Annotated in this window: 18 protein-coding genes; 12 read left to right on the forward strand and 6 right to left on the reverse strand. The window is 60.7% G+C overall.

Annotated features, from left to right (window positions below):
* Positions 1-291 precede the first annotated feature (291 nt).
* The 3 genes from ACNAZA_RS04545 (at position 292) to ACNAZA_RS04555 (ending at position 5076) form a co-directional block, all read left to right on the forward strand.
* The gene (locus ACNAZA_RS04545) at positions 292-1689 is read left to right on the forward strand and encodes a dicarboxylate/amino acid:cation symporter (protein WP_415795252.1); all 1398 of its coding nucleotides are present in this window, start codon (positions 292-294) and stop codon (positions 1687-1689) included.
* Positions 1690-1765: 76 nt separating this feature from the next.
* A complete protein-coding gene (locus ACNAZA_RS04550; RefSeq protein WP_415795253.1) occupies positions 1766-3718 on the forward strand; it encodes a sensor histidine kinase in 1953 nt (650 codons plus the stop codon).
* A gap of 23 nt (positions 3719-3741) precedes the next feature.
* Positions 3742-5076, forward strand: a complete 1335-nt coding sequence (locus tag ACNAZA_RS04555) for a sigma-54-dependent transcriptional regulator (RefSeq protein WP_415795254.1) — start codon at positions 3742-3744, stop codon at positions 5074-5076.
* A gap of 44 nt (positions 5077-5120) precedes the next feature.
* Here the strand turns inward: ACNAZA_RS04555 and ACNAZA_RS04560 are convergent, their stop codons facing one another.
* On the reverse strand, positions 5121-5711 hold the full coding sequence (locus tag ACNAZA_RS04560; protein WP_415795256.1) for a peroxidase-related enzyme: 591 nt from the start codon (positions 5709-5711) through the stop codon (positions 5121-5123).
* Positions 5712-5944: 233 nt separating this feature from the next.
* On the opposite strand from ACNAZA_RS04560, the gene ACNAZA_RS04565 reads away from it, so the two are divergent.
* The 3 genes from ACNAZA_RS04565 (at position 5945) to ACNAZA_RS04575 (ending at position 8158) form a co-directional block, all read left to right on the forward strand.
* Entirely contained in the window at positions 5945-6421 is a 477-nt protein-coding gene (locus ACNAZA_RS04565; RefSeq protein WP_415795258.1) for a DUF421 domain-containing protein, read from the forward strand.
* Positions 6422-6640: 219 nt separating this feature from the next.
* The gene (locus ACNAZA_RS04570; protein ID WP_120968078.1) at positions 6641-7504 is read left to right on the forward strand and encodes a transglutaminase-like domain-containing protein; all 864 of its coding nucleotides are present in this window, start codon (positions 6641-6643) and stop codon (positions 7502-7504) included.
* A 150-nt stretch (positions 7505-7654) separates the two neighbouring features.
* Positions 7655-8158 (forward strand): DUF6882 domain-containing protein, encoded by a 504-nt coding sequence (locus ACNAZA_RS04575; protein WP_415795259.1) that lies wholly within the window; start codon positions 7655-7657, stop codon positions 8156-8158.
* A 104-nt stretch (positions 8159-8262) separates the two neighbouring features.
* Here the strand turns inward: ACNAZA_RS04575 and katG are convergent, their stop codons facing one another.
* Positions 8263-10461 (reverse strand): catalase/peroxidase HPI, encoded by a 2199-nt coding sequence (katG, locus tag ACNAZA_RS04580; RefSeq protein ID WP_415795260.1) that lies wholly within the window; start codon positions 10459-10461, stop codon positions 8263-8265.
* A 335-nt stretch (positions 10462-10796) separates the two neighbouring features.
* The gene (locus tag ACNAZA_RS04585) at positions 10797-11339 is read right to left on the reverse strand and encodes a PAS and helix-turn-helix domain-containing protein (protein ID WP_120968072.1); all 543 of its coding nucleotides are present in this window, start codon (positions 11337-11339) and stop codon (positions 10797-10799) included.
* A gap of 74 nt (positions 11340-11413) precedes the next feature.
* Here ACNAZA_RS04585 and ACNAZA_RS04590 point away from each other — a divergent pair, with 74 nt between their 5' ends.
* Positions 11414-12121 (forward strand): CoA transferase subunit A, encoded by a 708-nt coding sequence (locus ACNAZA_RS04590; protein WP_415795261.1) that lies wholly within the window; start codon positions 11414-11416, stop codon positions 12119-12121.
* Between the two features lie 2 nt (positions 12122-12123).
* A complete protein-coding gene (locus ACNAZA_RS04595) occupies positions 12124-12765 on the forward strand; it encodes a 3-oxoacid CoA-transferase subunit B (RefSeq protein ID WP_415795262.1) in 642 nt (213 codons plus the stop codon).
* Positions 12766-12846: 81 nt separating this feature from the next.
* On the opposite strand, the gene ACNAZA_RS04600 is transcribed toward ACNAZA_RS04595, so the two are convergent.
* From ACNAZA_RS04600 to ACNAZA_RS04610, 3 genes are read right to left on the reverse strand one after another with little or no spacing between them, the layout of a single operon-like run.
* The gene (locus tag ACNAZA_RS04600; protein WP_415795264.1) at positions 12847-13731 is read right to left on the reverse strand and encodes a hypothetical protein; all 885 of its coding nucleotides are present in this window, start codon (positions 13729-13731) and stop codon (positions 12847-12849) included.
* The gene (locus tag ACNAZA_RS04605; protein ID WP_415795266.1) at positions 13728-15278 is read right to left on the reverse strand and encodes a hypothetical protein; all 1551 of its coding nucleotides are present in this window, start codon (positions 15276-15278) and stop codon (positions 13728-13730) included. The genes ACNAZA_RS04600 and ACNAZA_RS04605 overlap by 4 nt, the downstream gene beginning before the upstream one ends.
* A gap of 24 nt (positions 15279-15302) precedes the next feature.
* Positions 15303-17015 (reverse strand): OmpA family protein, encoded by a 1713-nt coding sequence (locus ACNAZA_RS04610; RefSeq protein ID WP_415795267.1) that lies wholly within the window; start codon positions 17013-17015, stop codon positions 15303-15305.
* A gap of 649 nt (positions 17016-17664) precedes the next feature.
* Between ACNAZA_RS04610 and ACNAZA_RS04615 the strand changes: the two genes are divergently transcribed.
* From ACNAZA_RS04615 to dnaE, 4 genes are all read left to right on the forward strand, one after another.
* Entirely contained in the window at positions 17665-19011 is a 1347-nt protein-coding gene (locus ACNAZA_RS04615; RefSeq protein WP_415795268.1) for an HD-GYP domain-containing protein, read from the forward strand.
* Between the two features lie 150 nt (positions 19012-19161).
* Complete coding sequence (gene imuA / locus ACNAZA_RS04620) at positions 19162-20073, forward strand: translesion DNA synthesis-associated protein ImuA (RefSeq protein ID WP_415795269.1); 912 nt, start codon at positions 19162-19164, stop codon at positions 20071-20073.
* A gap of 11 nt (positions 20074-20084) precedes the next feature.
* Positions 20085-21653, forward strand: coding sequence for a DNA polymerase Y subunit UmuC family protein (locus ACNAZA_RS04625; protein WP_415795270.1), 1569 nt, complete (start codon positions 20085-20087; stop codon positions 21651-21653).
* A gap of 7 nt (positions 21654-21660) precedes the next feature.
* A complete protein-coding gene (gene dnaE, locus ACNAZA_RS04630; protein ID WP_415795354.1) occupies positions 21661-25071 on the forward strand; it encodes a DNA polymerase III subunit alpha in 3411 nt (1136 codons plus the stop codon).
* Positions 25072-25243 lie beyond the last annotated feature (172 nt).

Here is a 25243-nt window from a genome sequence, read left to right on the forward strand (position 1 = left end):
TTGGATTTTTTGACGTTCGGATTTCCGTTGAGTCTTATGCATGAGTGTAAGAAGGATATAAGTAAATCAATGGGTTGGAACTGAATTTTTGGTTGGCACGAAATGTGCTTTGACTGGTGCAGGCCGCGTGCGCGCGGTTGCGAATTCCGGTGTGGTGAACACGGATCTGAATGCTGATTCAGTCCCGTTTTTTCGTGACCGGTCTTGCTGCTCCAGGCCTGGGGGTCGATCGCTTGCCGATCGCCAGGCGGCTTGGGGCGGTACATCACGCATACCAAGACATCCAAAACAATGAAATCCAATCGCCTGACCATGATGGTCTTGCTGGCCATGGCTCTGGGCGTGGTCGTGGGCTATCTGGTCCACACCTACGCTGCCACGCCTGAATCGGCCCAGAACATTGCCAGCTATTTCGGCATCCTGACCGATGTGTTTCTCCGCATGATCAAGATGATCATTGCGCCGCTGGTGTTTGCCACTTTGGTGGCCGGCTTGGCGAATATGGGCGACTCTAAGTCGATCGGCCGTGTGGGCGGCCGCGCCTTGGGCTGGTTCATCGCGGCGTCGTTCATCTCGCTGCTGCTGGGCCTGTTCTACGCCAATCTGCTCAAACCCGGTTACGGCCTGAATGTGGAGCTGCCCACCAGTGCCGCAGGTCTGGGGCTCAAGACTTCGGCGCTGAATCTGCGCGATTTCATCAGCCACGTCTTCCCCAAGAACATTTTCGAGGCCATGGCCACCAATGAAGTGCTGCAAATCCTGGTGTTTGCGCTGTTCTTTGGTATTGCTCTGGGTCAGCTGAACCACCAGAAAAAGCACGCCATGGTGGGCTTTATGGAAGAAGCCTCCCACATCATGCTGCGCGTGACGGACTTCGTGATGCGCTTTGCTCCCCTGGGCGTGTTTGGTGCCGTGTCCGGCACCATTGCCATTCATGGCCTGGGCATGCTGGCTGTGTTTGGCAAGTTCATGCTGTGTTTCTACATTGCTCTGGCCACGCTGTGGGTGCTGCTGACGTTGGCCGGCTACCTGGTGCTGGGCAAGGATGTGTTCCGTCTGCTGTCGCTGATCCGCGGTCCCGTGCTGGTGGGCTTTTTCACCGCCAGCAGCGAATCCACGCTGCCCAAGCTCATGGAACAGCTGGAAAAATTCGGCATCAAGCCACGTATCACCGGTTTTGTGCTGCCTCTGGGTTACTCGTTCAACCTTGACGGCTCCATGATCTACACCACCTTCCTGGCCATCTTTATCTCGCAGGCCTACGGCATCGAGATGTCGCTGACGGCGCAGATCACCATGCTGCTGGTGCTCATGGTCTCCAGCAAGGGCATTGCCGGTGTGCCGCGCGCCTCGCTGGTAGTGGTGGCGGCCGTGCTGCCCATGTTCGGTCTGCCTGAAGCCGGTATCTTGCTGATTCTGGGCATTGATCACTTCCTGGACATGGGCCGCACGCTGACCAATGTGCTGGGCAATGCCATCGCCACCGCCGTAGTGGCCAAGTGGGAAGGCAATGGAGACGAGAGCGAGGACGCTGTCGTGAGCGCGGCGGCTCAGGCGCCTGCGAGCACCGTGGCGGTGAGCGCTGCAGACCTGGTGGGCGAGTCGTATGTGCAAGCTGCGCACATTGGTGCTGCCCGCATCGATGCCGGCCGCACCGAAACTGGCCGTACCGAAGCCATCCCGGGCTGAGCCCGCTGAAAGTCTGCGCAGAGGCTGAGCGGCTCAGTCCTGCGCAGCACAGGGCGCTGCTACGATGGGGTACACCATGACTGCCCCCGTTGTTTCCTCTTTGCGCCCTGGATCGGGTTCTCGAACGCTGCTTCGCTTTCGTCCTCGATTTCGCCTGCTGCTGGCCTGCCTGTGCTGGCTGGGGCTGAGTGCTCTGGGAGGCTGGGCGGTCTATCAGGGTGCAGAGCAGGCAGCCCTCGAAGAGGTGCAGGATGCCGGCCGCAACCGGCTGGCGCTGTATGCCACCAGCTTGCAGCGCGAGATCGATAAATACGCCTTCTTTCCCGGTATTGTGGCTTTGCAGGCCGATGTGCAAGCCGTGCTGGCCCAACCCGGCAACTCGGCGCTGCAACGCAAGGCCAATACCTATCTGGAGCAGCTGAGCAGCCGCGCCGGCACGCTCAGCGTGTATCTGGTGGATCGCAGCGGCCATGTGCTGGCATCCAGCAACTGGCGGCGCCCCGACAGCTTTGTGGGGGAAGACCTCAGCTTTCGCCCCTATGTACAGCAGGCTTTGCAAGGTGGCTCCGGCCGCTACTTTGGCATCGGCACCACGCGCGGCGAGCCCGGCTACTACCTGACCAGCACCGTCCACAGCGGTGAGGGCCAGGATGTGGGCGTGGCCGTGGTCAAGGTCGGGCTGGCCCAACTGGAGCAGTCCTGGGCCACGGCCGAGTCGCCGGTCTGGGTCAGCGATGAAAACAGCGTGCTTATCTTGAGCAATGTGCCGGCCTGGCGCTTTGCCACGTTGACGGAGCTCGATGCCGCGCAGCGGGCGCGTCTGGAATCTTCTCAGCAATACAACCGGCGCAGCCTCAAGCCTCTGGGCTGGAAGCTGGAGCAGCCGCTGGAAGATCGCGGCACCGGCCAGGTCGCGGGTGCGCAGCTGCTGCACATAGCCCAGGGCGAGCAGGACTCGCCTGCCTTCAGCAGCGGCCAGTTCCTGCTGCAATCGAAGGCCCTGGCAGGTACGCCCTGGACCTTGTCCGTGCTCTCGCCAACACAAGCTTCCATGCAACTGGCCCAAAGCCGTGCCTGGGTGGCGGGCGTGGTGATCGCCTTGATCCTGTTGCTGGCCGCCCAGTTCTATCAGCGCCGCAAGCACGCGCGCGAGCAACTGGCCGCCAGACAGAGACTGCAGCAGGCTTATGCGGTGCTGGAGTCCAAGGTGGAGCAGCGCACGGCCGATCTGCAAGCGGCCAACACGGCGTTGCAGCAAGAAGTAGGCGAGCGCATCCAGGCCGAAGCCACGCTGCGCGCTGCGCAGGACGAGCTGGTGCATGCGGGAAAGCTGGCCGTGATTGGCCAGATCTCCACCGAGGTCGCTCACGAGCTCAACCAGCCTCTGGCGGCCTTGCGCACGCTGGCCGGCAACAGCCAGCGCTTTCTGGAGCGCGGGCAGCACGAGGTGGTGCGCAGCAATCTGCAGCGCATGGCCGATCTGACCGACCGCATGGGGCGCATTACCGGGCAGTTGCGCAACTTTGCGCGCAAATCCTTTGGCAAGCCGGCGGCTGTGGAACTGGACAAGGCGCTGGATGCCGCGCTGGCCGTGCTGGAGGCGCGCATTGCCCGTAGCGGCGCCATCGTGGTTCGCAAGAGCGCCAGCCCGCCTGTCATGGCCTGGTGCGATGCCGGCCGGGTCGAGCAGGTGCTGGTCAATTTGCTGGGCAATGCACTCGATTCCATGCAGGACCAGGCTTTGAGCGGCAGGCGTCCCTGCGTGGAGCTGGAATGCGCGCGCAACCAGCAATGGGCGCAGATCACCGTGCGCGACCACGGCCCGGGCTTGAGCGAGCAGGCGGCCTCCCATCTATTCGAGCCGTTTTTCACCACCAAGCCCGAAGGTCAGGGCCTGGGGCTGGGCCTGTCGCTGTCGGCCAATATTGCCCAGGCCAGCGGCGGCATGCTGCAAGGCCGTAATCACCCTGAAGGAGGGGCAGTATTCACCTTGTTATTGCCGTTAGTGGATACTCAGCCGCTCGCCTGAACTGACTGCCTTTCTCCTTGCCCATGAATTCCTCCCTCCAAGTCCTCATTGTGGAAGATGACGCCGACGTCGCCATGGCCTGCGAGCAGGCCTTGCAACTCGAGGGCCTGGAGTGCCTGTGCATGGGCAGTGCAGAGCTGGCGCTCAAGCAGCTGTCGCCGGATTTCAAGGGTGTAGTAGTCAGCGATATCCGCCTGCCGCGCATGAGCGGGCTGGAGCTGTTGCACGCGCTTCGCGCCATGGATGCCGAGCTGCCCGTGATTCTCATCACCGGCCACGGCGATATCTCCATGGCCGTGCAGGCCATGAAGGACGGGGCGCAGGATTTTCTGGAAAAGCCTTTTGCGCCCGAGTTGCTGGTCAATGCCGTGCATCGTGCACTGGAGCGCCGTCGCCTGGTGCTGGAGGTGCGCTCCCTGCGCCAGCAGCTACAAAGCCGCGACAGCCGCGACCTGCTGCAAGGCCAGTTGCTGGGCCGCTCGCCCCTGGTGCAGCAGCTGCGACAGACCGTGCAAAGCCTGGCCGCCAGCGCGGCCGATGTGCTGATCATGGGCGAAACCGGCACCGGCAAGGAGCTGGTGGCCCGCTGTCTGCACGAGACCAGCAACCGCAGAAGCGGCCATTTTGTGGCGATCAACTGCGGCGGCCTGCCCGAAACCCTGTTCGACAGCGAGATGTTCGGCAGCGAGGCCGGTGCTTTTACCGGCGCCGGCAAAAAGCGCATAGGCAAGATCGAGCATGCCAGCGGCGGTACCTTGTTTCTCGATGAAATCGAAAGCATGCCTATCGCCATGCAGATCAAGCTCTTGCGCGTGTTGCAGGAGCGGGTGCTGGAGCGCCTGGGCTCCAACACCTTGATTCCCGTGGATTGCCGCGTGATTGCGGCGACCAAACTGGATTTGCTGGAGCTCAGCCGCCAGGGCCAGTTCAGGGCGGATCTGTACTATCGCCTCAATGTGGCCACGCTCAATCTGCCGCCGCTGCGCGAGCGCCGCGAAGATGTGCCCCTGCTGTTCGAGCACTTCGCCTTGCAGGCCGCCGCCCGTCACCAGCGCCCCGTGCCCGAGCTGACCTCAGAGCGCCTGAACCGCTTGATGGCCCACGACTGGCCCGGCAATGTGCGCGAGTTGCGCAATGTGGCCGAGCGCATGACCTTGGGCATTGAAACGGGATCGGCGCCGTTTGGCTCCCCGGCGACTGGCAATCCGCAGTCGCTGGCCGCCACCGTGGAATCCATAGAGCGTGCCCTGATCGCCGAAGCTTTGCGGGCCAACGAAGGCAGCCTGACCCGAACGGCCCAGGCGCTGAACACGCCCAAGACCACGCTGCACGACAAGATCCGAAAATACGGCTTGTGAAGCCGTGGCTTGGACGCTGAAATCCACGCCCGCAGCTTGGGGCTTCAGGCCTTCTTCTCGCGCGCTTCGCGGGGGATGCGGCCCATCAGATAGAACTCGGGATTGGGCGTCATGCCTGCAAAACTGGCCATGCGGTTGGACAGGCCAAAAAAAGCGGTGATGGCGGCGATGTCCCAGATGTCCTCGTCGTCAAAACCATGCGGATACAGGGCTTCGTAGTCGGCATCGTCAATTTCCTGGCTACGCAGGCAGACCTTCATGGCAAATTCCAGCATGGCGCGTTCGCGCGGGCTGATATCGGCCTTGTGGTAGTTGACGGCAACCTGATCGGCAATCAGCGGCTTTTTCTCATAAATGCGCAAGATTGCGCCGTGAGCCACCACGCAGTACAGGCACTGATTGGCCGCGCTGGTGGCGGTGACAATCATTTCGCGCTCGCCCTTGGTCAGCGATCCTTCTTCCTTGACCATCAGCGCGTCGTGATAGGCAAAAAAAGCCCGCCACTCCGCCGGACGGCGCGCAAAGGCGAGAAAGACATTGGGAATGAAACCTGATTTTTCCTGCACCTCGGCGATGCGATCTTTGATGTCCTGGGGCAGGGTGTTGAGATCGGGGAAGGGGTAGCGGTTCTTCATAGGTCTGTCTCCTGGAGGTGAGAAGACCCAGCATGACATGCCTGGCTGCCGCAATGCTGTCGTTTGTGTTGCAGATGCTGCCGCGGGTGGATGCCGATTTTTATGTCTGAATGGCCTGCAGTGCTTATCTATATTGCGCTGGATGCTATTGATTTATTGACACCTTGCTCAAGTATGGGGGGCGCAGAACCACCCACGCTATGCTGCTTGCATTCAGGACTCAGGAGCATGCAATGTGGCAAATGGCCGTCCCTTGGTGGGAGTTCGTGGTGCGCGGCGTGGCGGTGTATCTGTTCTTGCTGATTTTTCTGCGGCTCACGGGGCGGCGCCAGACAGGGCAGTACGCGCCGTTCGATCTGGTGCTGCTACTGATCCTGTCCAATGCGGTGCAAAACTCCATGAACGCGGGCGACAACTCCCTGGTGGGTGGGCTGATCAGCGCCACGACGCTGATCACATGTCACCTGGGACTCTCGCATCTGACGTTTCGCTTTGAAAGACTGCGCCATCTGATCGACGGCAAGCCCACGGTGCTGATCGAGGAAGGTCGGATCGATCCAACGCTGCTGCAGAGGGAGCAGATTACCTCGGATGATCTGGAGGCTGCCTTGCGGGCCAACGGTTGCCTGAATGCCCATGAGGTGCAACGCGCCACCATTGAAACCAATGGTCTGATCACCGTGGTGCTGCGGCGCCGGGCGGCCGAATGAAGCTGAGGCAAGCGTGCTACGCAGGGCCGCGGCAGGCTGTTGGCATGGCTTCACACGGACAGTCCGAACTGGTGTGATTGCCTGACAGCTGGCTCCGCTGCGCCGCTTCATACTGGCGCAAGCGCATGAATTTTCAGGCAGACCAGCATGCGTGGCGCAGATGGGAGTATTTCCTCAGCGGTAGGAATCCTCCTCATACTCTGGTGGCCGGAGACGGAAATGGTCAAACTCCAGCTGGAACTCGAGTTGTCGTATACGGTCTTTGAACCGGGTGCCGACTTCTTTTTCTACATCCATGCGGCATGCACGCAGTATCAGACGGTCTCGTTCGAGAGTCTGGACATTAGCCAGAAGCATGCCCGCTGGGAAGTGCAGCAAAGCCAGAATGTGGGCCAGCGTTGCCTGCGGCTGAGTGCCGAGCCTGGGGCCTTGCATGTGCGCTATCTGGCCACGGTGGCCATTACCCACTTTTGCGCAGAGCCTGCACAAATTGCCGAGGTTCCCGTCAGCCAACTGCCGCTGGAGGTGCTGCACTACATCTACCCGAGCCGTTATTGCCAGTCAGATCGGTTGGCCAATTTTGCGATGGGCCTGTTCGCCCACCTCCCTCAGGGCTATGCGCGGGCACAGGCGATTTGCGAATGGGTGAGGCAGCATGTGACTTTTCGCTCCAATAGCTCGAATGCCAGCACTGCGGCGGTGGACACGCTGGTCGAGCGGGTAGGGGTGTGCCGCGACTTTGCCCATTTGATGATTGCGCTGTGCCGGGCCAGCAATTTGCCTGCCCGGTTTGTAACGGGAACCGACTACGGTGCCGATCCCGCCCTGGGGCCTTCCGATTTTCATGCCTATGTGGAGGTCTATCTCGGTGGCCGCTGGTATCTGTTCGACCCCTCCGGCACTGCCATCCCCATGGGCATGATGCGGCTGGCAACAGGGCGCGATGCTGCGGACGTGGCGTTTGCCACCATCTTCGGCGGGGTGATGAGCGAGCAGCCCCGTATTCGGGTGCTTGCCGAAAGCGACGAGGCCCATGGCGTGAGCTTGCCCAGTCATACCCACCTGGCGCTCTCCACCGCCTAGCGCTGCGGCGCCAGAAAAAGCAGCGAGACTGAAAAATGCGGCCAGCGCCGGGGCCAGGAAAAGCCTATGGGGCGGGTGGCAAAAGCGACCAAAATCACAGTGCTCTGGATTGGACCGACAATCGCTGCCATTCGGAACACAGGATAGCGAATGAGCGAAGCCAACCCTATAGAAAACACAGCCCCGGACTGGGCCGCCTGGAGCCGCGAAGCCGTGCAAACCATGATGGCTCGCAATGCCGAATGGCCTGGCCAGTTTGGCCTGCAGGCATCACCTGCCTACCGCTGGGATCTGGACAAAGCCATTCTGGTGCTGGAAGGCGCGCTGCACAAAGTCGTAGCCACCGTATGCCTGGTAGGCACCAGCAGCGACAGCGAAGGCAGTTTCTTGTGGAGCTGGGCCAATGAAGCAGTGCCCCCGCAGCACGGCCAGGCGCTGGAGGTGGTGCATGATTTTGGGCGAGACAACCAGCTGGCGCTGCTAACCACGGCCAGTATTCAAGGCGGCCGCCCCGAAGCCACGGAATGCCTGTGCATCGCTGCCCGCCTGCAGCGCGCGATGGGCACTTTCATCGACAAGCAAGGCGATGTGACGCTGTACTTCAGCATCTTGCATATGCAGCTGGCGCCAGTGGAAGGCGCGCTGGCGAACTGAGCCCGGATGTGACGGGCAGCAGGTCAGAGGATTGAAATGAAAAACGCCCTTAGGGGCGTTTTTCATTTCGGACACTCAGCCAAGGCTCAAGGCCTTGGCACGCATCATTTCTTCAGATCGAAGCGATCCAGGTCCATCACCTTGACCCAGGCGGCCACAAAGTCCTTGACCAGCTTGTCCTTGGCGTCGGCTTCGGCATAGACCTCGGCCAGGGCGCGCAGCACGGCGTTGGAGCCAAAGACCAGGTCCACGCGGGTGCCGCTCCAGCGCTTGGCGCCGGTCTTGCGGTCCACGCCTTCGTAGCTGCCGTCGGGCAAGGCCTGCCATTGCGTGCCCATGTCCAGCAGATTGACGAAGAAGTCGTTCGTCAGCTTGCCGGGCGTGGCCGTCAACACGCCATGCTGGCTGCCGCCGGTATTGATGTTGATGGCTCGCAGTCCACCGATCAATGCCGTCATTTCGGGAGCGGTCAGCGTCAGTAACTGGGCCTTGTCGATCAGCAAGGCTTCGGCAGGGGCAGGGAAGCGGCCTTGCAGATGATTGCGAAAGCCATCGGCCTTGGGCTCCAGCGGTGCAAAGGATTCGGCATCGGTCTGATCGGCTGTCGCGTCGTTGCGGCCGGCATGGAAGGGAACGGTGATGTGCACGCCAGCATCGGCTGCGGCTTTTTCCACACCGGCACCGCCGGCCAGCACGATCAGATCGGCAAGAGAGATACGCTTGTCGCCATCGGCTGCCTTGTTGAACTCGCGCTGTATGCCTTCCAGCACGCCCAGCACGCGGGCCAGTTGCGCAGGCTGGTTGACGGACCAGTCTTTCTGCGGAGCCAGGCGGATGCGGGCACCATTGGCGCCGCCGCGCTTGTCCGAGCCGCGGAAGGTGGAGGCCGAAGCCCAGGCCGTGCCCACCAGCTCCTGCACCGTCAGGCCGGAGGTCAGCAGCTTTGCCTTGAGCGCGGCCACATCGGCATCATTGACCAGCGGATGCTTGACGGCAGGGATGGGGTCTTGCCAGATCAGCTCTTCCTTGGGTACTTCGGGGCCCAGATAGCGCTCGCGCGGGCCCATATCGCGGTGGGTCAGTTTGAACCAGGCGCGGGCAAAAGCTTCGGCAAAAGCCTGGGGATTTTCCAGGAAACGGCGCGAAATCTTCTCGTAGGCCGGGTCCATGCGCAGCGAAATATCGGTGGTCAGCATGGTGGGCTTTTTGTTGGGGCCGCCATGTGCGTCGGGAATCACGTCGCCCGCGTCCTTAGCCACCCACTGGATCGCGCCGGCAGGGCTTTTCTCCTGCACCCATTCATACTTGAACAGGTTCTCGAAGAAGAAATTGCTCCACTGGGCGGGCGTCTGGGTCCAGGTCACTTCCAGGCCGGAGGTAATGGCATCGCCGGCTTTGCCGGAACCAAAGCTGCTGGCCCAGCCCAGGCCTTGCAATTCCAGACCGGCGGCTTCAGGTTCGGGACCAACATGCGAGGCCGGGCCTGCGCCGTGGGTCTTGCCAAAAGTGTGGCCGCCGGCGATCAGGGCCACGGTTTCCTCGTCGTCCATGGCCATGCGGGCAAAGGTGTCGCGTATGTCGCGGGCGGCAGACAGGGGATCGCCATTGCCGTCCGGGCCTTCGGGGTTGACGTAGATTAGGCCCATCTGCACGGCCGCCAGCGGGTTTTCCAGATCGCGCTCGCCGCTGTAGCGGCTGTTGGGGTTGTCGGTGGGGGCCAGCCATTGCTTTTCTGCGCCCCAGTACACGTCCTGATCGGGTTCCCAGGTGTCGCTGCGGCCGCCGCCAAAGCCAAAGGTGCGAAAACCCATGGTCTCTAGCGCCACGTTGCCGCAGAGCATCATCAGATCGGCCCAGGAAATTTTTTTGCCGTATTTTTGCTTGATGGGCCACAACAGGCGGCGCGATTTGTCGATGTTGACGTTGTCGGGCCAGCTGTTCAGCGGCGCAAAGCGCTGCTGGCCACGGCCTGCGCCACCACGGCCGTCCTGGATGCGGTAGGTGCCGGCAGCGTGCCAGGCCATGCGAATGAATTGCGGGCCGTAGTGACCGAAGTCGGCAGGCCACCAGTCCTGAGAATCGGTCATCAGCGCACGCAGGTCGCGCTTGAGCGCTTCATAGTCCAGCGTGGCAAATTCATCGGCATAGTTGAAATCGACACTCTGAGGATCGCTTTTGGCCGAGTGCTGGCTCAGCAGGTCCACGCGCAATTGCTGGGGCCACCAGTCTTGGTTCGTGGTGCCGCCTGCAGCGGCCGTGCCACTATTGGCCTGGTGAAAAGGGCACTTGGATTCTGTGGTCATGGGGTTCTCCGTTTCAACATTTCCGACAAGTCGGGCCAGGTCAGGGCAGAGATATCAACGAATGGAAGATATCAATCAATTAAAATCGATAGCTGTTTGCAATCGACTGAAGTGAATTATCGGCGCAAGGCTTGCGCAGAGGCGGTTTTTTGCTATTGAAATTACTAAGCGCCACCATAGTAAAAATATACGAAGCCGTGTGGATGCGGTTGCTTGCAGCCCGCCGTTCAAGCGTAGGTGAGCCTGAGCATCTGCACAAGTGCGCAGGCTCAAAGTCTGGTGTTTGACCTGATGGAGGAGAGGCCGGAATGGGCCTTGGTCCAGACGCTGTGCTGCTAGCCTGCCACCAGCTTGTGCACCAGATCGGCGGCGGTGGAGGCTCCGTATTTGCGCATCAGCCGGGCGCGGTAAATCTCTACCGTGCGGTGGCTGATATTGAGGGCGCGGCCGATTTCCTTGGAAGTCAGCCCTTCAAGCAGGCGTGCTGCGACTTCGCGTTCGCGCCCGGTCAGTTCGGCCTTGACGGTGCGCTGGGCCGAGAGGTCTTCAAAGCTCCAGATGCCCGAGGCATGCGGGTCGTCTCTATCCAGCGTGCGACCGGTGACGTGGCACCAGAAAGCCTCGCCATTGGCGCGCTTCATGATGCGGTTGTCGCTGTAAAAGCCTTTGGTATTGAGGATGGGGGCAATCCGGGCGCCCAATCGCTCATACTCGTCAGCGCTGGGATAGAGTACCTGGAAGGACTGACCAATCAGCACCTCGCGCGAGGCATGGAACATCTCGCACAGTTGCCGATTACAGTCAATCATGGTGCGATTGCGTGAGATGACCAAGCCCACAGGAGCGGCTTCAAACGCCAACCGGTAATCAATCACCATAGTGCTGCTCTTTACGAAAAACTACTTACTCAACTACGTAGTATCGTATCGCATCTAATCTGAAGGAGACAGTTGTGAAAAAGCTCTACCCATCCGCAGACGCGGCGCTCCAGGGCGTTGTGGCTGACGGGCAATTGCTGGCCGTTGGCGGCTTTGGCATCTGCGGCATTCCTGAAGCGCTGATTGACGCACTGCGCGACAGCGGCGTCAAAAACCTCACCGTGGCCTCCAACAACGCGGGTATTGATGGTTTTGGTCTGGGCAAGCTGCTGGAAACCCGCCAGATCAAGAAGATGATCGCCAGCTATGTGGGCGAAAACAAGGAGTTCGAGCGCCAGTACCTGGCCGGTGAACTGCAACTGGAATTCACGCCCCAGGGCACGCTGGCCGAGAAGATGCGTGCTGGCGGCGCCGGCATTCCCGCCTTCTTCACCAAGACCGGCGTGGGCACGCTGGTGGCCGAAGGCAAGGAGCAGCGCGAGTTCGACGGCGAGACCTATGTGATGGAGCGCTCCATCGTGGCGGACGTGGCCCTGGTCAAGGCCTGGCGCGCCGACAAGAGCGGCAATCTGCAGTTCCGCCTGACGGCTCGAAACTTCAACCCGGCAGCGGCCACCTGCGGCAAGGTCTGCATCGTGGAAGTGGAAGAAGTCGTGGAAGTGGGCGCTATCGCTCCTGACGACATCCATTTGCCCGGCATTTATGTGCACCGTATCGTGCACAACGCCCATCCCGAAAAGCGCATCGAAAAGCGCACGATCACTGAGAAAGCAGGAGCCTGACCATGCCTTGGACGCAAGACCAGATGGCCGCACGCGCGGCGCAAGAACTCGAAGACGGCTTCTACGTCAATCTCGGCATCGGCATTCCCACCCTGGTGGCCAATCACACGGGTGACAAGGAAGTGTGGCTGCAGTCAGAAAACGGCATGCTGGGCATTGGCCCGTTTCCCACCGAAGATCAGGTCGATGCCGACCTGATCAACGCGGGCAAGCAGACCGTGACCACGCTGCCGGGCTCGTCCATCTTTGGCTCTGACCAATCGTTTGCCATGATCCGTGGCGGCAAGATCAATCTGTCGATTCTGGGCGCCATGCAAGTGTCTGAAAAAGGCGATCTGGCCAACTGGATGATTCCCGGCAAGATGGTCAAGGGTATGGGCGGCGCCATGGATCTGGTGGCCGGCGTCAAGCGCGTGATCGTGCTGATGGAGCATGTGGCCAAGAAAAAAGACGGCACGACCGACCTGAAGATCTTGCCCGACTGCACCTTGCCGCTGACCGGCGTGGGCGTGGTGGACCGCATCATCACTGACCTGGGCGTGATGGATGTGACGCCAGAGGGCCTGAAACTGGTGGAACTGGCCGATGGCGTGAGCTTCGACGAGATCCAGTCCAAGACCGGCGTGACCCTGCTCAGAGCCTGAGAGCCGATAAGGCTTTAAGCATAAAAAAACCCGCGAAAGCGGGTTTTTTTATGGATCCGATAGCGCGTTGATTGAAGGAGGCTATTGAATCTTGCCAAGCAGATCCGGTGTGCCAAAGCCTGCCAGCTTGGCGTGGGATGCCGTGAAATACTGCTCCCAGAAGGCGCGCAAGGCATTCATGGTTTGCGGGTCACGGTAAACGCCGTTTTTCTGAGTGTCGCTATCGATCAAGCCTGCACCAAGTACATAGATCTGAGCACCGCCAAAGTCTGCAGTGAGTTGATTGCTCTCCACTTTCTTCCACTCGGTCGCCACATCAATTTTGCGCACGGCCTTGCTGCTGTAGAAGCTGCTGACCGAGGAATTTTCCAGCATGTCCGACGCAAGCAAAACAATCTTGCGCTGGGCGGGTGAGGCCTGAACCTGGGTCGAGATGTCCTTGAGGCTGCCCAGCACATCCGATTTTGCGATGCTGGAGCTGGCCTGCGAGAGAATCTTGACCAGTGCCTCCTGTGTCAGCTTATGGATGCCTTGTTTCTGAAATACTAGGCATTGATCAAATTTTTGCAACAAGGCTTTTCCAGCATCGTCGCGGGCGTCGGCAGACATGGGTGCATCCATGCGAGCATGCAGCAGGCGGCGTGTGTAATAGCCCTGCGTGTAAGCAGAGAAGGCGAATACGGACAAGGCGTTGCCTGGGCTTAGCAAGGGCCCAATCTGCTGGGCCAGGGATTGGCGCAGCTCGCTGTTGAACGGCGTGGTCTGATCGATCACCACAAACAGCTCGGTTTGCACGCTGGCAGGCGTCTGGCGCTTGATCTGTGCGAACTGATAGCAGTCGGGCAAGGCATTGTTGCCCGTGTTTGCCAAGGCCGCCGTGCTGGTCAGGCCGAATGCCAATCCAGCTGCCAAGCCCATGCTCAGCAATCGCGCGGTGCGGCGGCCGAAGCTGAAGGATACCGTCATGACTGTCCTCCTTCGAGATTGGCCAATTCCTTTTTCATCTGCTCAATCTTGGCTCGGCGCTGGGCGTCCTTGCGCTCGGCCAGTTGACGTTCCAGGCGGGCCAGTTCATCGTCTTCAGATTCAGCTGGCACGACCGCGGGTGTGGATGCGGTGACAATTTCTGTGAGCACAGGCGCGGTGATGGCCGCAGAGCCAGGTGCGACGGCAGCGGTTGTTGCGGGAGCTACCACTGGCGCTGATGCTGGCACAGCCGGTGCCGGTACCTGAGCCGCTGTCGGAGAGGCTGTGTACGCCTGCGTGTGCTGGTGCTGGCTGTTGAGGTCGCGCACATCTTCGCTGCGCTCGCGATCCATGAACTCCTTGAAACTCATTTTGTGTGCTTGCGCTGCACTGCTGGTGCCGCTGCGGCCGCTTTCCTGGCGGCGCTGGTCCAGGCTGCTCAGCTGGGCTTGCGCGGCATCGGCCACATTGCGGTAATGCGCTCGCACATCTTCATAGCTGGTGAACCGGCCCTTGCCTATGGCTCGGAAAGCATCCGCGCTTTGTTTGCCTGCAAAACCCCATTTGTAGCCAAACAGCACGCCCAGGAACTGCAGGAACACAAAGATCACGGCCAGCACGATGAAGGTGCCCCAGCCGCCGTCGCGATCCAGATTCTGGGTGTCATGCAAGACCTTGTCCTTGCTTTCCTGCACCCGGGCCTGATCGTCCGTGGGCAGCACCAGTCCATCGAGTTTGAGTTCACCGCCACTGCCGGTGTTCAGACTCAGACTCAGGCCAGCGACTTCCTGTGTCAGAGTTTTTTCCAGCACTTTGCCGCGCACATAGGTTGCGCCCACAGCGACCATGGCCACGAAAATGACGGTGGCAATCGTGATCGCATATTGGGGGTGTGCACCCACGCGATTGATCAGCTGGGTGTAGACGGGCAGGTGATTGTCCACACTCTGGGGTTCGGCCAGTGCGATTTCCTTGGTGAAGAGGTCGCTCTTGCGGCCGCCATCGAGCCAGCTGCGGCGCGATTGCTTGATCTTGCCGGAGCGGTACAGTTCGTGGCCTGCGAAGTGGGTCAGAGCCACCAGCAGCACGGAGATCAGAAAGGCGATGCCCAGTGCACCCATTTGCTGGGTGTTCTCGCTGGCGCCTGGGATGGTATAGCCGGCCAGCACATAGCTGAACCCCATGGCTTCAACGAACACCAGCAAGGTGGTCAACAGCCAGATGAAAACCGGTGTGCCGCTGCGGCCCAGGTCGCCAGCCTTGGTCAGGTAGGTGATTTTTTCGTTGAAGTCATGCTCGTTGCGCAGTTGGATGAACTTCTTGTAGTCGCGGCACAGTTTCAGATCTCCCTGAAAAGCGCCTGTCTGATAATCGGTGCTGACGTCCTTGGACAGACGTGCCACATGACCGATCAGTGGAAAGCTGTACCAGGTGTTCATCCACCACCATTTGACTTTGTCCCACAGCGCAGAGATGACAATGGCGGCCAGCAGTACGCTGACAACGCTCCAGACAGCCACCGGGTAAGTGGTCAGAATTTCTTTCATGTGAATGACTTGGTTTGAGGTGATTTAGAGCTGCTGGCGAGGCTTGAAGTCCGTGGCAAACGGCTGCTCTACATTGCCGTAGATGAGCTTTCCGTCGCTGGCGCTTGTGCCCCCGTCCTGCGGGAAGAGAATGTCCATGCAGCGCGCGCCTTGCGGGCTGTTGGCAAATACACGGTAGAGAAGGCCGTTGCTGCCCTGATAGACGTTGACTGCCGGATGGCCACTCCAGACCGGCTTGGCCGTAGCCGACTTGCTGGAGTCATAGTCGGCGTAGAACTTCAGTTCTGGCGATTGTGGAGAGCTGCCGTCGCGCAGAACAGCCACCTTGTTGAGCACCACCAGATGACCATTGATCTGCTGCGCCCAGGTGGTTCCGTACAAGCCCTTCATGTGCTCGCTGGTGCGGTAGCTTTTGCCCGTCATTGTTTTGACATCGCCAATTTTGCGTGGGCGGTCATTGTCGCAACGGGCGATGAAGGGTGCGTCATTGCTGGCATGGGCTGTAGAAACCAGACCGAAGCCGCTCTTGGGTGGTGTTTGTGCGCCCAGGCTGACCAATCGTGTCTTGGCTGACAAAGGCGTTCCGCCAAAGTCCAGCACCCCAGTGGGCAGCACGGGGGAAGGGGCGGTCTGCCGGGATGCTGCTGCCGTCAGGCTGTTTATAGGGCGAACGGCATCTTCCTTGGTGGCAGCGGATGAGACTGGCGCAGCCTTGGCGCTTGCCGTGTGTTGAGGTGCCGCGGCCTTGGCGGATGTGCTTACCGCAGGTCTTCCATTTTTGGCTGGGCGAGCCTGGGCAGTTTTGCTGCGGTGGGTAAAGGCCGTGCTTTCGCCTGACTCTGCCGCTGATGTAAATGCAGATCCTGATGGCACGGCGCGATATAGCGCGTAATTGGCACGGCGATTTTCAATGTAGTAAGCCAGTGCTTCGTCGCTATAAACCTCTACAAACTCAACGCGCCGATTCTTACCTCGGCCTTGTTCCGTTTCATTATCAGCAATCGGATATCCTTCACCAGCACCTTGAAAATACAGCTGATCCTGAGGAACGCCATTTTGGCGTAGCAGCTGTGCCACGGCTTTGGCGCGGCGCTCGGAAAGATCGGCATTGCCCTGAGAGTTGCCGGTATCGTCTGTATGACCAATCAGCAGCAAACGGCGTTGCTGAACGGTTTTTTGCCAGGCTTTGACTTGCTCAGGTTTGGCGCCGGAGGGGGCCTGAGTATGTGCATATTGTTTTGCGATTTGCAGAAAATATTCTCTAGCGCGTGGCGTCAGCTGTTCTGAGTTGGGAAGAAACTGTGCAGAATCTCCCTGTGCATCACGCACTGTCATGGAAAATGCTTGCGAAGGCTCGTCTTTTTTCGCCTCTGCAGATACGGCTAGTGGAGTGAACTCCATATCAAGCTGGTATTGCTTGGCAATTTTGGATAGTTCGCAGCGCTTTTGATCAATATTCGCACCAATCAAGCCACCAACCAGGGCGCCAGTGGCGGCTCCTGCGATGGCCGCGCCCAGCTTGGCGTCCAGCACTTTGGATAGCAAGATGCCGCCTACCACGCCAACCGCTATCCCAATATTCCGGGCGTTATTAGCGCATGGGTCATCACTGGCAAAAGTGTCGGTCAATGTTTTTTGAACTCCGCCAGACCCATTGCCTGTGGTGGCACATCCTGCCAGCGACATCGCAATCACCAAACTTGTGAATCGATGGTAAGTATTTGCTTTCGCTAGCATTTTCTCTCTCTTGCTATGTTTTTTGATTTTTAGATATGATTTCCGCCAATCAGGATTTTTATGGGATTAATGCAAAATTTTGTGCTAGAGGTTTGGTATGGAAGACCTGACACAAAATACAGCTCGAGAATCGGTGAAAATTTGACTGGAACACGGAAATAACTTGATGATGGTAACAAAAAATAACAACTATCTAGGCACTTGGTTTTGCTTATTTAAATAGTTGGGGCTTACTTCTGTTTCCGGTGTTTGGGACGATTTTTTGAAGCCGGTGCATGAATGTGTTGGAATAAAATCTGAAGCTGAAAGATGGCGGGTGTTGATGTGGGTTGGTGTGCTCTGTTTGGTATTTGGATGCTTCAAGTTCGCTAGCTTTTTGCGTATTGAATCAAAGCGCTAGAGCTGGATTGAATTCGTATTCAAGCCATACTGGTGCTTATGCAAAGCCGCTAGGCGTTGTCTGTGGGTGGCCTTTCTGGTTGACGCTTGGACTGCTCATCCGAACCGCCCCACAGGGCTCATGTCTATCGTTGCTTCGTCGAGGACGCTGAGCCTTGCCGTCGTTACTTGTCGCTTTGTGTCTTGTCGCAGTCGTAAATCTGCGATGTGCCAGGTAGTACAAGCCACTCTGAATATCGAGAAATTTGCAATGAGTGAAAACACAGCGCAGAGGCTGAGTCAGCCGCAAGTGGAGCAGCACGAAGACGGTGCGCATTTTTTGCGCGCCGTTAGCGATATGGCCGAGCACACCAAGGTGGTGACGGGTGAGGCCATTTACACCGACAAAGGCATCAAGCTCATAGACAAGGGCGCGCGCATGGACAGTCGCATGTATGACAGGCTCATACAGCACAAGCTGCGCGACCCCATAGACAGTCATTTGCTGTCCGAGAATCTGGTGGACATTCCGGCGCTGCAGGCCCAGGCCATGGTGCAGTGCGAAACCGTAGAGTTGATGAAGCGCCTGGTGCAGTCGCAAGGCGGGGCTGAACGCCTGCTGGCTCCGCTGCGCGGCATCGAACTGCCGCCGCAGATCGCTTTCAAGCTCACGGTGATGCGTGAGCAGCGCCCCGAATTGTTTGCCCATAGTCTGCAGATGGCGCTGGTGGCCATTTACCTGGCGCGGCAGGAAGGCTGGAGCGAGCGCGAATGCGTGCCGCTGGCTACTGCCGCCTTGTTGCACGATGTGGGCATGCTCTATATGGACCCGGCCTGGACGGATGCGGCATACCGTCTCAGCGGCGAGGAGCGCAAGCATCTGGTGGCGCATTCGATCACGGCCATGCTGGTGGTGCGCAGTGCCGGCGTGTATTCACGCGCGGTGGAGATGGCGGTGCTGGAGCACCATGAGCGCATGGACGGTTCCGGCTATCCGCGTGGTGTGCCGGGCGATGCCATCTCGCCCATGGGGCAGATTTTGCTGCTGGCCGAAGTGGTGGCGGCTTTCTTTGACAAGTTCAAGCACATGCCGGGCCAGCGTTTGTCGCTGATGCTGCGCATGAACCACAAACGCTATCCGCTGGCGCTGGTGCACCGAATGCTGCCGCTGCTTTATGACGAAATCAGCCCCGGCACGCCGCTGGCACCACTGCTGGCCGAAGTCACGCATGGCGTGGCGGCGCTGTCTGCGGTGTTTCAGATGTGGGAAAAACTGCTGCAGACGGGGCAGGACGAGGGCAGGCAGGATCTGGCCAGTCATGAAGCCGCTTCCTTTGTGCAAACCAGCTTGCTGCATCTGCAAAAACAGCTGGCCGAGGCCGGCTCACACCCCGATCAGCAACTGGACGTACTCAACTACCTCAAGGACGATGCCGAGGGTATGAACGAGCTGGCATTGGTCAATCGGGAGGCCTTGTGGCAGCTGCAAGCCATCGTCAATGCCTGCCTGCGCCGCTGGCCGCCCCCGGCTGAGCCCGGCCATCCGCTGGATGCGGTGGTGAGCCAATGGTGCGATGCCTGTATGCAAATACAGGTGAAAGCTCCATCGCAGGATTGAGGCTTCTGAGCTTGATCCCCCAAAACGCCGGTTTCAGCCGGCGTTTTTCGTTGGTTTGCAGCTTTCAGGAGCTTTCAGGGTCATGGTTTTTTCCATCAAGTCTGTTTACTGTATATTTATACAGTTAATTGATTTTATGACTTTCAACCCATGTCCTTGCCTCTCAGTGTCTCTCTCGCCCCTGCCAACGCCGCAGGCCGGAGTGCGTGCGAAGAGGGGCTGAAGCGTGCTAGGCCCCAAGGTGCGGAAGCGCTGCAAGACATTGCCGGTGTCTGGCGTGGCGCGGACTGGCACGCCAGCCAGCGCAGCAGCACCTGGCCCACCGGTCATGCAGCGCTGGATGCCGAGCTGCCCGGCGGCGGCTGGCCGGCCCGTGGCCTGACCGAGGTGCTGCAGCCCGCGCACTGCCATGCTGAATGGGCTTTGCTGCTGCCCGCTCTGGCTGTACAGGCTGGGCAGGCCAAAGCTGCCGATCAGGGCCAGCCTTGCGGCAGGCTGGCAACGCGGAAAATTGTGTTGGTACAGCCGCCGTATCTGCCGTTTGCGCCCAGTCTGCAGGCTGCAGGCATTGCCCCCGAGCAGCTATGCTGCGTGTACAAACCGCCGGCTTTGCCTGCACATGAGCTGGCCTGGGCTTGCGAGCAGGCTCTGCATTGCCGGGATGTGCTGGCGGTGCTGGCCTGGTTGCCCTCATTGCCGGCCAGCAGCTTGCGCCGCCTGCACTGGGCCGCGGCATCCCAGGGGCGGCCGCTGTGGCTGTGGCAGGAGCTGAGCGTGCAGCAGCAAAGCACGCCGGCGGCCTTGCGCCTGCGCCTGGACAAAGCGCCTCAGACTGCCCAGGAAAATGCGCTACAGATTCAGATACTGAAACGCCGTGGGCCCACTCTGGAATTGCCCATACAGCTATCGCTTTCGCAGTGGGCCTGGGCGCCCATTTTGCAAGCCCAGGCCAGTCGCCGTGCCGCCCAGAGTGCCGAGGCCGCTTTGCTCATGCAAGGCCGGGTGGCGCAGTCGCTGGACTCCGGCGTCGCGGCCTCTCTGCATGGGGCCGCATCGGTCTGAGGGGAACAGCCATGACAGCCACCGCATTGCCTTCCCCGCACTGGATGGCCTGGCCTTTGGCCGCGCTGCAGCCAGACAAGGCAGGTGGTGCCGCGCCATCGTCGTCTCGATCTCCAACCGCATCGCCAGCCATATCGGCGCAGGCATCCACACAGAACAGCATGCAACCGCTGCAGGCCAGCGCCTGCTGGTGGGCACTGCAGCACTCGCCACGCGTGGCCGTGCTTGAAGAGGCTTTGCTCATGGAAACCAGCAGCGTCCAGCGCCTGTGGGGCGGGCGCGAGCCCACGCTGCACAGGCTGGCTCAGGCTTTTCAGCAAGCCGTGTCGCAAGCCGCAGAGCCGGGGGCTGCGGCGGTTGAGCCCCCCGCTTCGGGAGAGGGTCCCACGGCCTGGCAGGCGCTGGCGCAGCTGCGTCTGAAGTTGGGCGGCGAAAATGGCACGAGAGCAGGGCGGGGCACAGGGCAAGGCACAACGCCTCTGGATGCTGATGATTTCCCCTTATGGACTTTGACGGCTTTGCAGCAGCACAGCGCAGTGCTGCAGCGCCTGGGCTGTACGCGCTGGAGCCATGTGCGCGCTTTGCCGCGTACGGGGCTGTCGCGCCGCATCGGTGCCAAGGCCTTGCGTGTGCTTGATGAAGCCTATGGGCTCTTGCCTCAGCCGCTGAACTGGCTGCAACTGCCCGAGCAGTTTGGCCTGCGCCATGATCTGGGCTACCCCGCCCACCATGCCGATGCCGTGCTGCAGGCGGCTCAGCCTTTGCTGCGAGCGCTGCAGGCCTGGTTGCAGGCCCGCCACCGGGCGGTGCTGGCGCTGCAGCTGCGCTGGCACCACGACTTGCGCCGGGTGGACGGCCAGGAGCTGCCGCTGTGGGGCGAGCTATGCATACGTACGGCCCAGCCGGTCCATGGTGCACAGGCTATGGCGCATCTGCAGCGCCTGTTGCGCGAACATCTGGCCCAGCAGCGCTGGCGTGCGCCCGTGGACATGCTGGATCTGAATCTGCTGGAGAGCGTGGCCTGGGCGCCCGATATGCTCAGCTGCTTGCCGCAGCCGGGAGAAAAAGAGGGCGGCCAGGACAACAGCTTGCCCTGGCATGAATGGGTGGAGCGTATTAGCGCCCGCTGGGGCGAGGATGCCGTGCGCATGGTGACGCCTTGTGCCGATCACCGGCCCGAGGCCATGCAGCAATGGCAAAGCGCTAGCAGCGGGCTGCAGCCCCCAAAGCCGGCAGCCAGGCCGTTGGCGGCGATGAGCACTTGCTGGCAGTCGTTGTGCCCGCCATGGTTGCTGGCCGAGCCTCATGCTTTGCCGCTGCAAGGCAGCCGTCCCAGCTGGCACGGGCCGTTGCAGCTGCGCGCCGGGCCTTATCGGCTGGAGTCCGGCTGGTGGGGTGAGGCAGATGAGCTGGCCGTGCGCGACTACTTTGTGGCCTTTAACGCAGTGGTCGGCCATGTCTGGATTTACCGCCAGCGGGCGGCAGAGACTGAGCCTGGGCCTCATGCGGCAAGCGGCTGGGGCAGTTCAACTGGTGCTGGGTCTGGTACGCAGTGGTTTGCCCAGGGCATCTACGGGTGAGCCGGCCATGGCCGCCGCAGTTCTAAGCCGCAATGCACCCGCCAAGCCACCGGCGGCAGCGCCGGCCCAGCTTACGGCCCTGGGGGCGGGCAGGGGGCCGCTGGCCTATGCGGAGTTGCATTGCCTATCGCACTTCAGCTTTCTGCGCGGGGTTTCATCTCCGGCCGAGCTGGTGCACCGAGCCAAAAATCTGGGCTATGCGGCACTGGCGCTGACCGACGAATGCTCGGTAGCCGGTGCCGTGCGTGCTTTCGAGGCGGCGCGAGACTGCGATCTGCATCTGATCTACGGCAGCGAATTTGTCTGGGGCAAGCTGCGCATTGTGGTACTGGCGCGCGATCTGCAAGGCTGGGGCAATCTCTGCGAATTCATCACCGCTGCACGCGCCAGGGCCGCGAAGGGCGCTTATGTGGTGGATGCATCCAGCCCCTGGTCATTGCTGCACCAGGGCTGTGAGTGCGTGCTGCTGCCGCAGCGCGGCCTGGTTGCCGGTTTTGAAGATGCTTCTGATTTGATAGCTATCAGTGCTTGTATTCAAAGCGCTGCAAGTCATTTTTACTCAAAATCTCTATGGCTGGGTGTGGAGCTGCATCTGGCCCCCGACGACAGCCTGTGGCTGCAAACCCTGCAGCAGGTCGGCACTGCGCTGGGCTTGCCGCTGCTGGCCTGTGGCGATGTGCATATGCATGCCCGCTCGCGCAAGCCGCTGCAGGATGTGGTGACGGCCATTCAGTTGGGCAAGACGGTGGGCGAATGCGGCTTTGCGCTGCAGCCCAATGCCGAGCGGCATCTGCGCTCGCGCCTGCGGCTGGCGGCCTTGTATCCCAAAGCGCTGCTACAGGCCAGCGTTCGGTTGGCCGAACGCTGCAGCTTCATCCTGAACGAAATCAGCTACCAGTACCCGCAGGAAAGCGTGTTGCCCGGCATGAGTGCAGGCCAGACCCTGGCCTGGCATACCTGGCAAGGCGCGGCGGGGCGCTATCCCCAAGGCATTCCCGAAGCGGTGCGGGCGCAGCTGCAGACCGAGCTGGCGCTGATTGCCGACTGCCAATACGAGATGTACTTTCTCACCGTGCATGACATCGTGCGCTATGCGAGGAGCGTGGGCATTCTGTGCCAGGGCCGGGGCTCGGCTGCCAATTCTGCCGTGTGTTTCTGCCTGGGCATTACCGCCGTCAACCCCGTAGGCAACCATTTGCTGGTGGAGCGCTTCATCAGCAAGGCGCGCAGCGAGCCACCCGATATCGATGTGGACTTCGAGCATGCCCGGCGCGAAGAGGTCATCCAGTACATCTACGCCAAATACGGCCGCGACCGGGCCGCGCTGACCGCCGTGGTCAGTTGCTGGCGCAGCCGGGGCGCGTTGCGCGATGTGGGCAAGGCCTTGGGCTTGCCGGCGGACCTGATCGATGCGCTGGCCAAGGGCCAGTACTGGTTCAGCGAGCATGCCCAGGCCCAGGCCGAAAAAGCCGATGTCTCCGAGGCATCGCCCGAAGACGGGCCGGAAGCCCTGCCCGAAGACTGGGTGGAGCGCAAATTCAAGGAAGCTCAGGTGCTGGCCCAGGAAAAATTCTGTCCCGTGAACCAGAGCGTCAGCGACAGGCAACTGCGCCTGTGGGTGGAGCTGGCCTGGCAGCTCAAGGATAGGCCGCGCCATCTGAGCCAGCATGTGGGCGGCTTTGTGCTCACCCAGGACAAGCTCACGCGGCTGGTGCCGGTGGAGCCTGCAGCCATGGTCCATCGCTGCGTCATTCAATGGGACAAGGACGATCTGGACGTGCTCGGTCTGCTCAAGGTCGATGTGCTGGCCCTGGGCATGCTCACCATGCTGCGCAATGCGCTGGATGAGCGCGCCCGCTGGCGCGGCGAATCATGGGGCCTGGCCCAGATCCCGCAGGACGACCCGGCTACCTACGCCATGATTTGCCGTGCCGATACCGTGGGAACTTTCCAGATCGAAAGCCGGGCCCAGATGAGCATGCTGCCGCGGCTGCTGCCCCGCAAGTTCTACGACCTGGCCGTGCAGGTCGCCATCGTGCGGCCCGGGCCGATTCAGGGTGGCATGGTCCACCCTTATCTGCTGGCGCGCGAGCGTGAACGCCGGGGGCTGCCGCTGGTGCTGGAAAAATCCGAGTTGAAAAAAGCCCTGGGGCGCACGCTGGGCGTGCCCATATTTCAGGAGCAAGTCATGCAGATCGCCATGGAGGCGGCAGGCTTTTCGGCCGAAAAAGCCGATGCGCTGCGCCGCTCCATGGCCGCCTGGAAACGCAAGGGCGGCGTGCACAGCTTTGAGCGCCCGCTGATCGATGGAATGATTGCCCGGAAATATTCGCCGGAATTTGCCCGGGCCATCTTTGCGCAAATGCTGGGCTTTGGCGAATACGGCTTTCCCGAAAGCCATGCCATCAGCTTTGCGCTGCTGGCCTATGCCAGTGCCTGGTTCAAGCGCCATGAGCCCGCGATTTTTCTGCAAGCCCTGCTTAACGCCCAGCCCATGGGCTTTTATGCACCCGCGCAACTGGTGCAGGATGCGCGCCGCCACGACGTGCGTGTGCTGCCGGTCGATGTTTGTCACAGCCACTGGCTGTGCACGCTGGAAGCGCCTTTGCAAACCCTGCGTGGCGTGGCCCAGCCCCAGCCCGCCGTGCGCCTGGGGCTCAATCGCGTGGCGCATCTGGGTAAGGCTGCGGCGCTACGCATAGAGGAGCAGCAGGCGCAATCCCCGTGGTCGAATACCGAAGATCTGGCCCTGAGAGCCCAGCTGAGCAAAAGCGAGCTGCAAGCTCTGGCCGCCGCCGATGCGCTGCGCTCTCTCTCGGGCCATAGACGCCAGCAAATGTGGGATGCCGCCGCGCAAAACGACTTGCCGCCGCTGTTTGCCGGTGTGCCGGTCAACGAGTCAGTGCTGCAACTGCCCGCAGCCCGAGAGGGCGAAGAAATCATGTTTGACTACGCCGCCACGGGCCTGAGTCTGCGCCGCCACCCTCTGGCCCTGCTGCGCCCCAAGCTGGCCCGCCATGGCCTGCACACGGCCGTGGAACTGCGCAACATGCTGCCGGGTCAAAAAGTGCGCGCCTGCGGCATTGTCACCGTGCGCCAGCGCCCGCCCACGGCCAAGGGCACGCTGTTCATCACTCTGGAAGACGAGACCGGCACCATCAACCTTGTGGTCTGGGCCCAGACCTTTGCCCGCTGGCAGGCGCCGCTGCTGGCCTCACGCCTGCTGGCCGTGGAAGGCATCTGGCAAACCAGCACGGCTCCGCAGCTGGACGCCGAGGAATATGAAGGAACACAGGCTCAAGCCCAATCAGATAAAGCGCCAGCTGCTCATCATTTGGTAGTAATACGCGCCAAGAATATGACGCGCTGGCTGGGGCGCTTTGTGGAGGTCGGCCTGAACAGCCGCGATTTTCATTGAAGCCGTGGGTTACGGTGAGGGCGCTTGTATCGCAAGATTGTTCAACAAACTACGGAGTGGGCGGCCCGGAGCAGGGCGCAAACGCAGTCGGGCGGCAAGAAATTAAAGTGATTTTTAAAAGTAAAGGTGGGACAGCAAGGGCGGACTTTGCGCGCCATGCGAAATCCAGTGA

Source organism: Comamonas aquatilis (assembly GCF_965139575.1).
Classification (GTDB): domain Bacteria; phylum Pseudomonadota; class Gammaproteobacteria; order Burkholderiales; family Burkholderiaceae_C; genus Comamonas; species Comamonas aquatilis.

Excerpts from the sequence above, each read along its gene's own strand:
- ACNAZA_RS04545 (WP_415795252.1), top strand. The coding sequence starts at position 292 with ATGAAATCCAATCGCCTGACCATGATGGTCTTGCTGGCCATGGCTCTG.
- ACNAZA_RS04550 (WP_415795253.1), top strand. The coding sequence starts at position 1,766 with ATGACTGCCCCCGTTGTTTCCTCTTTGCGCCCTGGATCGGGTTCTCGA.
- ACNAZA_RS04555 (WP_415795254.1), top strand. The coding sequence starts at position 3,742 with ATGAATTCCTCCCTCCAAGTCCTCATTGTGGAAGATGACGCCGACGTC.
- ACNAZA_RS04560 (WP_415795256.1), bottom strand. The coding sequence starts at position 5,711 with ATGAAGAACCGCTACCCCTTCCCCGATCTCAACACCCTGCCCCAGGAC.
- ACNAZA_RS04565 (WP_415795258.1), top strand. The coding sequence starts at position 5,945 with ATGTGGCAAATGGCCGTCCCTTGGTGGGAGTTCGTGGTGCGCGGCGTG.
- ACNAZA_RS04570 (WP_120968078.1), top strand. The coding sequence starts at position 6,641 with ATGGTCAAACTCCAGCTGGAACTCGAGTTGTCGTATACGGTCTTTGAA.
- ACNAZA_RS04575 (WP_415795259.1), top strand. The coding sequence starts at position 7,655 with ATGAGCGAAGCCAACCCTATAGAAAACACAGCCCCGGACTGGGCCGCC.
- katG (WP_415795260.1), bottom strand. The coding sequence starts at position 10,461 with ATGACCACAGAATCCAAGTGCCCTTTTCACCAGGCCAATAGTGGCACG.
- ACNAZA_RS04585 (WP_120968072.1), bottom strand. The coding sequence starts at position 11,339 with ATGGTGATTGATTACCGGTTGGCGTTTGAAGCCGCTCCTGTGGGCTTG.
- ACNAZA_RS04595 (WP_415795262.1), top strand. The coding sequence starts at position 12,124 with ATGCCTTGGACGCAAGACCAGATGGCCGCACGCGCGGCGCAAGAACTC.
- ACNAZA_RS04600 (WP_415795264.1), bottom strand. The coding sequence starts at position 13,731 with ATGACGGTATCCTTCAGCTTCGGCCGCCGCACCGCGCGATTGCTGAGC.
- ACNAZA_RS04605 (WP_415795266.1), bottom strand. The coding sequence starts at position 15,278 with ATGAAAGAAATTCTGACCACTTACCCGGTGGCTGTCTGGAGCGTTGTC.
- ACNAZA_RS04610 (WP_415795267.1), bottom strand. The coding sequence starts at position 17,015 with ATGCTAGCGAAAGCAAATACTTACCATCGATTCACAAGTTTGGTGATT.
- ACNAZA_RS04615 (WP_415795268.1), top strand. The coding sequence starts at position 17,665 with ATGAGTGAAAACACAGCGCAGAGGCTGAGTCAGCCGCAAGTGGAGCAG.
- imuA (WP_415795269.1), top strand. The coding sequence starts at position 19,162 with ATGTCCTTGCCTCTCAGTGTCTCTCTCGCCCCTGCCAACGCCGCAGGC.
- ACNAZA_RS04625 (WP_415795270.1), top strand. The coding sequence starts at position 20,085 with ATGACAGCCACCGCATTGCCTTCCCCGCACTGGATGGCCTGGCCTTTG.
- dnaE (WP_415795354.1), top strand. The coding sequence starts at position 21,661 with ATGGCCGCCGCAGTTCTAAGCCGCAATGCACCCGCCAAGCCACCGGCG.